The sequence below is a fragment of the Clostridium sp. UBA3061 genome, from assembly GCF_002367465.1.
Lineage (GTDB): Bacteria > Bacillota > Clostridia > Clostridiales > Clostridiaceae > Clostridium_J > Clostridium_J sulfidigenes.
The window spans coordinates 49,905-62,787 of the sequence record NZ_DFCF01000012.1; the positions used below are offsets into that span (position 1 = coordinate 49,905).

General features: G+C 28.5%; 11 protein-coding genes. 9 read left to right on the forward strand and 2 right to left on the reverse strand.

Going from position 1 to position 12,883, the window contains the following annotated elements; all coding sequences use genetic code 11:
• The first annotated feature begins 6 nt into the window (after positions 1-6).
• Positions 7-678 carry a response regulator transcription factor gene (locus B2P65_RS10730; protein ID WP_346848286.1) on the forward strand — a complete coding sequence of 224 codons (672 nt, stop codon included), beginning with the start codon at positions 7-9 and terminating at the stop codon, positions 676-678.
• A 39-nt stretch (positions 679-717) separates the two neighbouring features.
• Positions 718-1,776 (forward strand): sensor histidine kinase, encoded by a 1,059-nt coding sequence (locus B2P65_RS10735; RefSeq protein ID WP_346876432.1) that lies wholly within the window; start codon positions 718-720, stop codon positions 1,774-1,776.
• A 95-nt stretch (positions 1,777-1,871) separates the two neighbouring features.
• On the opposite strand, the gene B2P65_RS10740 is transcribed toward B2P65_RS10735, so the two are convergent.
• Entirely contained in the window at positions 1,872-2,105 is a 234-nt protein-coding gene (locus B2P65_RS10740; RefSeq protein WP_346848288.1) for a tyrosine-type recombinase/integrase, read from the reverse strand.
• Positions 2,106-4,041: 1,936 nt separating this feature from the next.
• On the opposite strand from B2P65_RS10740, the gene B2P65_RS10745 reads away from it, so the two are divergent.
• The 3 genes from B2P65_RS10745 to B2P65_RS10755 all read left to right on the forward strand — a co-directional run bounded on the left by B2P65_RS10745 (position 4,042) and on the right by B2P65_RS10755 (position 7,914).
• Positions 4,042-4,812 carry an ABC transporter ATP-binding protein gene (locus tag B2P65_RS10745; protein WP_346848289.1) on the forward strand — a complete coding sequence of 257 codons (771 nt, stop codon included), beginning with the start codon at positions 4,042-4,044 and terminating at the stop codon, positions 4,810-4,812.
• Positions 4,802-6,787 carry an ABC transporter permease gene (locus tag B2P65_RS10750; RefSeq protein ID WP_346848290.1) on the forward strand — a complete coding sequence of 662 codons (1,986 nt, stop codon included), beginning with the start codon at positions 4,802-4,804 and terminating at the stop codon, positions 6,785-6,787. The genes B2P65_RS10745 and B2P65_RS10750 overlap by 11 nt, the downstream gene beginning before the upstream one ends.
• A gap of 233 nt (positions 6,788-7,020) precedes the next feature.
• Positions 7,021-7,914 (forward strand): class I SAM-dependent methyltransferase, encoded by an 894-nt coding sequence (locus B2P65_RS10755; RefSeq protein WP_346848291.1) that lies wholly within the window; start codon positions 7,021-7,023, stop codon positions 7,912-7,914.
• 72 nt (positions 7,915-7,986) lie between these two features.
• Here the strand turns inward: B2P65_RS10755 and B2P65_RS10760 are convergent, their stop codons facing one another.
• The gene (locus B2P65_RS10760; RefSeq protein ID WP_346848292.1) at positions 7,987-8,778 is read right to left on the reverse strand and encodes a lipid II flippase Amj family protein; all 792 of its coding nucleotides are present in this window, start codon (positions 8,776-8,778) and stop codon (positions 7,987-7,989) included.
• Positions 8,779-9,022: 244 nt separating this feature from the next.
• Between B2P65_RS10760 and nadA the strand changes: the two genes are divergently transcribed.
• The 4 genes from nadA to B2P65_RS10780 all read left to right on the forward strand — a co-directional run bounded on the left by nadA (position 9,023) and on the right by B2P65_RS10780 (position 12,863).
• Positions 9,023-9,931: a quinolinate synthase NadA gene (gene nadA, locus B2P65_RS10765; RefSeq protein ID WP_346848293.1), complete on the forward strand. Its 909-nt coding sequence runs from the start codon at positions 9,023-9,025 to the stop codon at positions 9,929-9,931.
• A 1-nt stretch (position 9,932) separates the two neighbouring features.
• On the forward strand, positions 9,933-11,255 hold the full coding sequence (locus B2P65_RS10770; RefSeq protein ID WP_346848294.1) for an L-aspartate oxidase: 1,323 nt from the start codon (positions 9,933-9,935) through the stop codon (positions 11,253-11,255).
• A complete protein-coding gene (gene nadC, locus B2P65_RS10775; protein ID WP_346848502.1) occupies positions 11,233-12,072 on the forward strand; it encodes a carboxylating nicotinate-nucleotide diphosphorylase in 840 nt (279 codons plus the stop codon). Before B2P65_RS10770 ends, nadC begins: the two co-directional genes overlap by 23 nt.
• A 113-nt stretch (positions 12,073-12,185) precedes the next feature.
• Positions 12,186-12,863, forward strand: coding sequence for a pseudouridine synthase (locus B2P65_RS10780; RefSeq protein WP_346848295.1), 678 nt, complete (start codon positions 12,186-12,188; stop codon positions 12,861-12,863).
• Positions 12,864-12,883 lie beyond the last annotated feature (20 nt).

Here is a 12,883-nt window from a genome sequence, read left to right on the forward strand (position 1 = left end):
TAACTTATGAAAGAAAAGATTTTTATTATTGAAGATGAAGAAAAGATTAGAAGAGAACTAGGTACTTTTTTAAATAGATATGGATATGACATTATAACCTCTGATAATTTTGAGAACATAGTAGAGGAGGCTTTAGAGGCAGAACCTAATTTAATATTATTAGATATTAATTTACCATATTATGATGGATACTATATCTGTAGAGAAATAAGAAAAACCTCTAGTGTGCCTATTATTGTTGTAACTAGTAGAGATAGTGATATGGACGAATTAATGAGTATGAATCTAGGGGCTGATGATTTTATTACTAAACCATATAACACTGAAATATTATTAGCTAGGATTGCATCAATTATTAGAAGAACTTATAGAAGTAATGATATGGAGATTTTTGCTTGTAGAGAACTTAAATATAATCTTTCTACCAGTGAAATAGAATTTGATGATAAAAAACAAGAATTAACTAAAAATGAAAGTAAAATTCTATATACATTAATTAAAAGCAAAGAAAAAATAGTATCTAGAGATGAACTTATGAAATGTCTATGGCAATCTGATGAGTTTGTAGATGATAATACCTTAACTGTAAACATAAATAGGCTAAGAAAAAAACTAGATGAAATAGGAGCTGTTGACTATTTACAAACTAAAAGAGGTCAGGGGTATATTTTAGGTTAAAACATTAAAGTAAATTAAACCTAAAGGAAGGAAATTTTAATGAGTTTTAGAGAGTATATAAAAGAAAAAATTGTTTTTTTGATTATAAATTCAATAATTTTTCTATTTACAGGAATATTGTTAAAAGCATTAAAGGTGGATATCTATGCCATTTTTTTTGTGGAGGTTCTAAATTTTATAGGCTCATCACTGTTTTATATATTTGATTATTTTACAAAAAGAAAATTTTATAATAACCTTTTACATGGATTAAATAATCTAGATAAGAAATATCTTATTTCTGAAGTTATAGAGGAGCCTAACTTCTTAGAGGGAAGAATTTTATACGAAGTAATTCAAGAGACAGATAAGGCTATGAATGATGAAATATCTACTTTAACCATTAAAAATAGTGAATATAAAGATTATATAGAGTTGTGGGTTCATGAAATTAAAACACCTATTGCATCTAGTAGATTAACCATAGAAAATAACCCATCTCCCATTACAAAGAGTATAGAGGAAGATTTAGATAAGGTAGAAAATTATATAGAGCAAGCTCTTTTTTATACTAGAAGTAATAATATAGAGAAGGATTATATGATTAGAGAGATAAGTCTTAAAAACTGTATTAATGCAACAATAAAAAGGAATGCTAGAGTTCTTATTGAAAATGGAATTAAAATTGAAATTGATAATGTAGATAAAATCGTTTATGCGGATAGTAAATGGGTAGAATTTATATTAAATCAGATTATATCAAATTCTATTAAATATATGAAATTCCCTAAGAGTGTTAGAAAAAACTCATTAGGTGAAGAGCATAAAAAACAAGACACTATTAAAATATATTGCATAGAAAAGGAAGAGGACATTATTCTAAACATAGAAGATAATGGTATAGGTATTGGCGAAAGCTCTATTGGTAAAGTATTTGAAAAAGGGTACACCGGAGAAAATGGAAGAATCTTTGGAAAATCCACAGGAATAGGCTTATACCTTTGTAAAAATCTCTGCGAAAAATTAGGGCTTGGTATAAAGATAAGGTCTAAAGCTTATAAAGGTACTACAGTATCTATCTTGTTTCCTATAAATAAAATGTTCATATTAAAAGATTAACCTAACAAAACGTAAGATTTCTGTTTATATCCTTGCAAGGCTTTGAAAATACTATATTTAAGACAATTCGTCAAAAAATTCGTCAAAAATAAATTTTAAAAAATTTCTGCTATCTTCTCATTTCCTATTTTTCTCATATCGTCATTTACATGACTATACGTCCTTATTACCTCTTGCACATTATCACCAATATATTCAGCAACAGTTTTAAAATCAAAACCATTTTGGATTAATAATGTAGTGTAAGTATGCCTTAATTCATGTATATATACATTAAAAGATTTTTTTAATGCATAGTGTAAATTTATTCTGCAAGTAGTCGCATTCATTTCTTAATTGAGGGTAGTCTAATAAATCCAACTATAGAATTAGAGTACTCTACAAGTCTTGCAAGTGCATTGTCTACCATGAAAGAAGTTACAGAGAGCAATACTACTGCCTTAAATATTCAACAAGGTGAGATAATAGCCTTAATAAGTAACACTACAATATTCAAATGCAACAGACCAGGCAATAGCTGAGATAATAGCTGATAGGCTTAACTGTCCAACAATAAACTGTTTAAGACCATATGCACATTATGGACAATATAAAACAGTTATTGCAGTAGGAGAGGCTAAGAATAAGAGTGGTTATACAAATGTACTTATCCAGGGGAAGAATAGACAGGAAACATTAGATAAGGGTATAGCTTATTGTAAGAAGTTAGGTAGATAATATTAAAGGCTAGTAGGGAATGAACTGGCTCCTACATTTTTTATTGATCAAGAATGCAGCACAATTAATATCAATGGAATAAGATATATTAGAAACTACTATATCTTATAAATTAAATAAAAATAGCATATGGTTCTCCTAAATAAGAATAAATATGACTATGTATTTAAATTAGGAACAAAATAACAGCATTATTCATAACTTAGTTATATAATCTCCTTGAAAGCAGCCTGAAATAGAATTGTTAAGGTTGTCATTAGTATATTATCAAAAGATAAAAAACAGTAATTTATAGAGGGAAATTACTGCTTTTATTTATGTCACTAAATATTTATGATTAATATAAATTAACAGTATTGAATTTTAAAAGTTAGTGTAGGATTATAATATACAAGGGAACAACTATTAATTAAGGGTGTTAGGAATTCCAACAACTATTAATTTATATTCTAAGTTAGTATTAGCAAATGTAAATATGAGTATTCAAAAACTGTTAAATTTAATATAGGAAACATTTTAGGGAGTTTAATAATATGTAGTATAGAACTTCCTCTTAATTAGAGGATTAATAATACAATTAGATACAATATAGAAAAAGAGCTACGGTATATTTATATATACTGTAGCTCTCTTTCTACTGAATAGGATATAAGTAGAGGTTGAATTAAAGAAAATACAGACTGTTAACTTTTATTATATACATTAAATGTAAGAATATCAACAATTAGTTATATAAAAATAAGTATAAAAAAATAGGAGCAATAAGGTTTCTCTTAATGCCCCTATTTTTTTACTTATATCAGAATATGGTTTAGGATAGATGTATCTAAATTATAAACAAAATTATAATATTTAAACATATTCATTACTATTTTTTCAAAGTATAAATTTAACTATTAAAAGGTAGAAAGAAATGCAATATTACTTTCTACCTTATTTTTCTTTTGTATAAACACATGTAAGAGTGAACTCAAATAAATTATAGACACTTTATATTGATTATATACATTAAATGTAAAAATAATAATAATGAAATTCTTTTCTTGATTTTTAGAATCATTACTCAATTTCCTTAAGTTTATCTTCCTTTCAAAATGTGTAGAAGTTCTTCTTTGCGTGAATCTACTAACCTCAATAACGACTCTGTTACTAATCTAGATGTATTTGGTCGCGTAGTGACAGTTACGTTTAATTTTCTTTTTTTCTTCATTATAAATCACCTCAAATTAATTATTGTCAAGTAAAGAAGAGTTTATAACAAATCTATATATTTTATAGAATTTGTTTTAAAATAAAAAAGAGTAGAATATAACTGAATATATCTACTCTTTTTTATATGACGTCAAAAATTCGTCAAAAATAATTTTTAATTTTATTATAATATTTGAGTTTTCATTTTTATAAAAAGCTTAATTTCCCTTGAATTATCTAATATTATTAAAAATATTAAGCTTAGTTACAAAAACGTAAGATTTCTGTTAGGTTTTTCTATGGATGGATATTTTCTATACATGTAATATATAGGTATAGAGAACAGGAGGAAAGCAAATGAATAAAGAAGTATTAAAAGTAAGTAATATAGAAAAGTACTATGGAAGTAATGGTAATATAACTCAGGCCATAAATAATATTAGTTTCTCTGTGGAAGAAGGAGAATTCATAGGAATAATGGGGGCTTCCGGTAGTGGAAAAACAACTTTGTTAAACTGTATATCCACCATAGATAAGGTAACTAGTGGTCATATTCATATTGAAGGAAAGGATGTAACTTCAATAAATTCTAAGGGATTAGCTAGATTTAGACGAGAAAATTTAGGTTTTATATTTCAAGACTTTAATCTTTTAGATACCTTAACTGCCTATGAAAATATTGCATTAGCACTAACTATTGGAAAGGTAAATCACAAAGAGATTAATAGAAGAGTTGAAGAGGTTGCTAAGAGTTTAAATATAGAGGAAGTCTTAAATAAATATCCCTATGAAATGTCAGGTGGTCAAAAACAAAGAGTGGCATCAGCTAGAGCTATAATTACAAATCCATCTTTAGTTCTTGCAGATGAGCCTACAGGTGCTTTAGATTCAAAATCAGCAAAGATGTTACTAGAAAGCTTGGAGGAGCTTAATACTAATTTAGGAGCTACTATTATGATGGTAACTCATGACGCCTTTACAGCTAGCTATGCTAGTAGAATTCTGTTTATAAAGGATGGTAAAATATTTAATGAGTTAATTAGAGGAAAGGATTCAAGGAAGGAATTCTTTAATAAGATAATTGAAGTGGTAACTCTACTTGGAGGTGACCAAAGAGATGTATTTTAAATTAGCTGCTAGGAATTTAAAAAGAAGTTTTAAGGATTATACCATATATTTCTTAACTCTAGTATTTGGAGTATGTATTTTTTACACCTTTAACTCCATTGAAGCTCAAAGTATTTTAATGGAAGTTAGTGAAATGCATAAAAATATGTTCCACCTAATAAGTGAAATTATGGGAGTAGCATCAATATTTATTTCCTTTATATTAGGATTTCTGATAGTCTATGCCAATAATTACTTAATTAAAAGAAGAAAAAAGGAATTTGGAGTTTATATGACCTTAGGTATGGAAAACTCTAGATTATCCTCCTTATTATTTATAGAGACTATGATGATAGGAGTAATTTCTTTAGCATTAGGTCTTATATTAGGAATATTTTTATCACAAGGACTATCTGTAGTTACAGCAAAACTTTTTAAAGTGGATTTAACAGGGTTTAGATTTATATTTTCTATGGATGCCTTTATAAAAACTATTCTTTGCTTCGGCGTTATATACCTTATAATTCTTATTTTTAACTCAATTATTGTAAGAAAAGTAAAACTAATAAATCTATTAACTTCTGCTAAGTTTAATGAAAAGATGAAAATAAAAAACATATGGACCTCTGTAGTTGTATTTATAATTAGTGTAATAACTATAGGAAGTGGATATTACATAGTGCTTAAAAATGGAATATCTAGTTTTGATAGAAATATATTAATAGCCATTGCACTTGGAGCTGTAGGAACATTTCTATTTTTCTTTTCCCTTGCAGGATTCTTACTCAAGGTAGTTCAAAGTAGTAAGAAGTTTTATTTAAGAAATTTAAATATGTTTGTGTTAAGACAAATAAATAGTAAAATTAACACTACCTTTATATCTATGACCTTTATATGTTTGATGCTATTTGTAGCTATATGTACTCTTTCAGGAGGACTTGGAATTAGTACCGCTATGAATACTGAAATTGAGGATTTAACTCAATTCGATATGAGCTTTTGGGACAATGAAGGAGAAGATATAGACACTGTGTTAAAAAAATATAATGTAGATATATCAAAATATGAAAATAACTATGTAAGCTATAAGGAATATGATAGTGGAGTTAGCTATAGAGATTTTTTAAGTGAAAAAGGCTTAGAAGATGGAAATAACTATTATCCTGTATTTAAGAATTTACCAATTAGTGTTATGAAGGTATCGGATTTTAATAAAATAATGAAAATGTTAAATAGAGAAGAAGTAAAACTTAAGGTTGGAGAATATGCGGTCTTTGGTGATATAAGCGATATGATTAAAAATTTACAAGAAACTGTAGATAGTGGAAAAGAAATTACTATAGGTGATAATAAACTAAAACCATATCATGGTAATGTTTTAGAGGCGGTAACTTATTCTTCTATGATGAAGCAAAATATTTGTGTATTTTTAGTAGAGGATTCTATAGTAGAGGGACTAACTCCCACTAGGGGATATTTGAATTTAAACTATAGTGGGGATGGTAGTGAGATAAGAGAAGCTTTAGATGTTAATATTAGAGAATATGGTGGCAATGATGATTTAAATACTAGATATATTACTAAGGAAGAGATTAAGGAGCAGTCTACAGGGCTAGGAGCTTTAGCATCATACCTTGCCATATACATGGGAATCATATTCCTAATTACTTCAGCAGCAGTACTAGCCCTTCAACAGTTATCAGAATCTGCAGATAACACAGAAAGATACAATCTTCTAAGAAAGGTTGGAGTAGATGAATCGATGATAAATCACTCTGTATTAACCCAAGTAGCAATTTACTTTATGATGCCCTTATCCTTAGCTATAGTTCACTCTATAGTAGGATTAAAATTGGCTTCAGATATAGTAGCTATATTTGGAGGTGCAAGCATGGTGGATCATATAATAGTTGCATCGGTGGTATTAGTAATAGTTTATGGTGGATACTTCTTAGCCACCTATTCTGGAAGTAAAAAAATGATTAAAGGAAATTAATAAAAAGTTTAAATTTTATAATATATTAGTATAGTAAACTACTTCAAATTAAATGGAATTTGAGGTAGTTTCTTTTTAATGTATAGATATATAGAATAGAATATGTTACCATATAAGCTATAAAATTCAATTATATGTAATAGAAAATCTTTTTTAAAAGAAATAATTTGAGGAGCTTGTTGAGTAGAAAGAACAGGGAATATTATCTTTATTCTATTAAGGAGGGGAAAAATATGAATGAGTCATATTGGAATGGAAGGTTGGATTTTTTAAAAGCTATACGTACTGGATGGTGTAATAATGATTATATAGAATTCCTTGTAGAGAAGGTTTGGAAAATTAGTAAACCTGTAAATATAATTGATTTTGGTTGTGGCTTTGGATATGTTGGATTACTATTATTGCCCATATTACCTAAAGGAAGTACATATACAGGTATTGATATTAGTGATACTCTCTTAGATGATGCAAAAGACATTTTTGCAAATTCAGGCTATATAACAAAATTTATAAAGGCAGACTTGAATGAGTATATACCAACTGAAGATTATGATATAGCTATATCGCAAGCGGTATTAAGACATATTCCAAATACAAAGAATATTCTTGATAAAATGATACAATCAGTTGTAAGTGGTGGTTTAGTTGTTTGTATGGAAGCAGACCTAGAAATAGAAAAGACAGGTCAATATTTTAGTGGATTAGATTACACTGAACTTGGAATTATACATTTACATCGAAAAATGTATAAGAAGGAATTAGAAAATGGAGGTAGAGATTATAGAGTTGGTGTTAAAATTCCTGAAATTATGCAAGAGTTAGGATTACATAATGTTGATGTGCGAATGAATGATAGGGTTAAATTTATTAATCCCCATGGTAATAAAGAAGAACATGCTAAACAATTTGATGCAATTACTGATGCTTGGAATTGGAATAAACAGCTATCAGAGAATGAGAAGGTAGGCTATATAAACGCTCTTATAGATAGAGGTTTAAGTGAGCAGGAAGCTAAAATATTCGTAGATGGTGAGTCAAAAATAAGTGAATATGTTATGAGTAATAAAGATAGTGCATATATTATTCAAATGCCATGTACCCTTATATCTTATGGTACAAAAAAATAAAATAAATTCTCTAAAAATCTAAAGTAGCTAGGGTTGTATTCATACAAGTCTAGCTATTTTTACATTGAGAAATTAAAGAATTTTAGCTACAAATACTATTATATAAGAGGCTGGAATAAGAAGTGGAAGAGCAGCGAAGGTTCCAATAGTTTTACTTCCTATCATGGCAATAACACAGCTACGAAAATCTTCTTCAGGACAATTACCATCTATTACATCATCGGTCATAATGGATAGTTGTGGATCTATAAAAATAGACATTAGGATTGTAGCAAATCCATTTATTACTGAGGATAGGGTTATACAAGTTGCCCTTAAATCAGGAACTATGGTACCGGCATAAATTGGTGCTAAGGCTCCTACAGTTAATATTGCAACTGCAATTATATTATAAATTATTATTTTTAAAGGTAACTTTTTAAAATTAATTTTAGTTACACTTTCTTTCACTGGAATTGAAATACAGTCCCTCATATAATGGACACCTGCCTTTGAAAAACTGTGCATAATTAGTTTGGGTATAGATTTATCAATAGAAAATCGGATAACACCTTTATAAAATAATCTTTGAAAAGTAGGAATTAAAAATGCGCCTACTAGGGTAGCTATACCAGAAACTATTATAATTAACTTAAAAAGGTTTAACACATCACTTCCACCTGTACTATTCTCAACAAACTTTGTTAGTAAAGGAGCTTGAAAAGTTAAGGCTGTTCTTGATACTAAAGATAATATATTAAATACAGCAAAGGTTATTGCTATTTTACCTGTTCTAACACCTACAAGTCTTACAGAGTAAGCTAATGTTCCTATTATGGCAATTATAAAATTCAAAACTAAAACAATTATAATTTGAGTACTCAAAGTTATTCCTCCGTTCCATTTTCAAATATATCTATATTTTTACAACAATTAGAAATGTATTAATAGTATATAACATATTCATAAATAAAACTAGGTTATTCAATTATTATAAGAAGCACTAAGGAGAGGAAAATTCATATAAATATTTTCTAATATAACTTCACATATTATTGACAAGCTCCAAGATGGTGCTATACTAGGTGTATATACAGATGTATAGTTACGTGACGGAGGTGTGTAAAATTTGGGTTTAAAAGAAGACATATTAAAGTTAAAAAAAGAGAAGAATGCTTTAGTTTTAGCTCATCTTTATGAAAAAGCAGAAATACAGGAAGTTGCAGACATAGTAGGAGACTCATATTTTTTAAGCAAGAAAGCTATGGAAAGTTCTAAAGATATAATAGTATTTTGTGGAGTAAAATTTATGGCTGAGAGTGCAAAAATATTATCACCTAATAAAAGAATATTAATTCCAGTAAATGATACTACATGTCCAATGGCAGATATGGCTACAGTAGATAAATTAAAAGCTATGAAATTAAGAAATCCTAAAGCAAAGGTAGTAACATATATAAATTCAAATGGAGATATTAAAGCATTATCTGACGTTTGTGTTACATCATCCTCTGCTAAGGCAATTTTAAATAACATAGAGGAAGAAGAAATAATATTCCTTCCAGATAGAAATCTAGGTAGTTATTTGCAAGAAAATATACAGAACAAGAAGTTTATACTTTATGATGGGCTTTGTCCAGTTCATGAGAGAGTTGAAGAGGAAGAGGTTTTAACTTTAAAGAATAGATATCCAAATTTTAAGGTGCTAGTTCATCCAGAGTGCTCTAAAAAAGTAAGAGATTTGGGAGATTTTATAGGAAGTACTTCTGAACTTATAGATTATAGTGTTCAAGATGGAACTAATGGATTTATAGTAGTAACAGAGGAAGGCGTTCTTTATCAGATGAAAGAAAAAAGTCCCAATAAAACCTTTATCCCTATTGACAACGGAATGATTTGTCCCAATATGAAAAAAATATCAATGAAAGATTTATATAATTGCTTAATTAATGAGGAGTTTGAAGTGCATATTGAAGAGGAGCTAAGATTGAAAGCTCATAAATCTTTAGAAAATATGCATCTTCTATCTAATAAGTAAAATGAATAAAAAATATGATGTATTAATTATAGGGACAGGTATTGCAGGACTTTACACTGCTTGTAATTTGAAGGATAATCTTAGAGTTTTAATAATAACTAAAAATAAGCTAAGAGATTGCAACAGTTATTTAGCTCAAGGTGGCATTTCAACCCTAAGGGATATTGGAGACAAGGAAGCTTTTATAGAGGATACTTTAAAAGCTGGCAATTATAAAAATAAATTGGAGGCTGTTACCCAGATAGTTGAAAATTCTACTGATAATATTAATAGATTATTGAGGTTAGGAGTAGATTTTGATAAGGATATTGATGAATTAAACTATACTAGAGAAGGTGGTCATAGTAAGTTTAGAATAGTGCATTCTAAAGATGAAACAGGTAAGGAAGTAATTGAAAAACTAATAAATTATGTTTCTAGTAAAGAAAATATAACTATATTGGAAGACACTACATTACTAGATATAATTCAATATAAAAATAGATGTATAGGCGGAATTATAGAACACTCAAATGAGATTATAAATATAAATGCTAAGGCAACAGTATTAGCTACTGGTGGCATTGGGGGGATTTTTAATTCTACAACAAATATCGAAACTATCACAGGTGATGGACTTAGCATTGCATTAAAGCATAATATTCTTATGAAGGATATATCCTATCTTCAACTTCATCCCACTGCATTATATGAAGAAGAAGTAAGGGGACGAAAGTTATTACTATCAGAATCTCTTAGAGGAGAAGGGGGAGTAATAAGAAATGCATTGGGAGAGAAATTTGTAAACCCTTTACTACCTAGAGATATAGTTTCAAGAGAGATTTTAAAGGAAATATGTAAGACTCCACAAACACCCTATGTTTTTTTAGATATGACTAATAAATCTAAGGAGTTTTTAATAAATAGATTCCCATATATTTATGAGCAATGTTTAAAACGTGGTTATAGGATGGAGAAGGATTTATTACCAATTGCTCCAGCTCATCATTATTGTATGGGAGGAATTCAGGTTGATTTGAATTCAAAAACATCTATGAAAGATTTATATGCTATAGGAGAAGTTAGTTGTACCGGGGTACATGGTAGCAATAGACTAGCTAGCAATTCTTTATTAGAGGGCTTAGTTTTCAGTAGAAAGGCAGCACAGCATATTAATTTACTTGTAGATGAATGTGATGATAAACTAAGTGGAGAATTAGTTGAAAGAATTAATCTTAAGGCTATAAGTGATGTTAAAAATGCAAATGAAGAATATAAGTATAAGTTTATTAGTTATTTGAAGGGAAAGGTAAATGGTGAATATGTTAAACTTTTTAATTGTTGATGATATTATTAAGAGGGCTTTAAAAGAAGATAGTCCCTATGGGGATGTAACTGTATCAGCTATAGTTTCACCTCTAGAAAGAGCTGAGGTTGATTTAATAACTAAAGAGGATGGGATAATTTGTGGATTGGATATTTTTAAAAGGGTATTTGAAATCTTAGGAGAAGTTGAAGTCGATGTGTTTGTTAAAGATGGAGACTTAGTTAAGAATACTATGGTTATCGGTAAAGTAACAGGAAACGCCGGCAATATATTAGTAGGAGAAAGAATAGCCCTCAATTTACTTCAAAGAATGAGTGGTATTGCTACTTTAACTAACAAATATGTAAAGAAGCTAGAGAGACTTAATACAAAAATACTAGATACTAGAAAAACTACACCTAATTTAAGAGCTCTTGAAAAATATGCAGTTAAAATTGGTGGAGGAGTAAATCATAGATTTTCCTTATCTGATGGAATACTAATTAAAGATAATCATATTGGATATGCAGGTGGTATAAAAAAAGCCATTGAGCTTGCTAAAAAGAATTCTTCTTTTGTAAGAAAAATAGAAGTTGAAACTGAAACTAAAGAGCAGGTTTTAGAGGCTCTAGAAGCAGGAGCGGATATAATTATGCTTGATAATATGAGTCCAGACTTAGCAAGGGATATGGTTAAATTAATTAATGGAAGAGCATTAACAGAGTGCTCAGGAAATATCACCTTAGATACTGTTACAGACTACGGCAAAACAGGAGTAGATTATATTTCCTCTGGAGAATTAACCCATTCTGTAAAAGCCTTTGATATTTCATTAAAAAACTTTAGAAAAATATAAATATAAAATGATATAATTGTTTAAATATGATTGCTATACTAAATATATAGTAATCATATTTTTTTATTTGGTTTATTTAATAAATATTAGTATGACAAAGGAAAGGACAACATATGAGGATTAATAAATTATTTAGTAATCTTGGAATTTGCTCAAGAAAAGATACTAATAGGCTTATAGAAGAAGGAAGAGTAAAAGTAAATGGAGAACTGTCTATTCCTGGGCAGTGGGTAGAACTAGAGGATGAAATTTTAATTGATGATAAGCCTATCATAGCTAAAAAGAAAATTTACATAGCTTTTAATAAGCCCATGGGAGTTACATGCACTGCAGCTAGTGATGTGGAAAATAACATCATTGATTTTATAAACTATGAAGAATATATATTTCCAGTAGGAAGATTAGATAAAGAATCTCATGGATTAATTCTCATGACTAATGATGGTGAACTAGCAAACAAAATATTAAATTCAGATAATTACCACGAAAAGGAATATGAAGTAAAAGCAGATAAACCTATAGATGATAATTTTCTTATGAATATGTCTGCAGGAGTATATATACTAGGAGAAAAAACTAGACCTTGTAGCATCATAAAAGTAGATGAATGTACATTTAAAATTATATTAACTCAAGGACTAAATAGACAAATTAGGAGAATGAGTAAGGCATTAGGATATAATGTGGTAGATTTAAAAAGAATAAGAATTTGTTCTATAAATATAGAAGGAATAGAAGAAGGTATGTGGAGGTATCTTACTGAGGAAGAGGTTATAGACTTAATGAAATAGAGCATGATATATAACAAGTA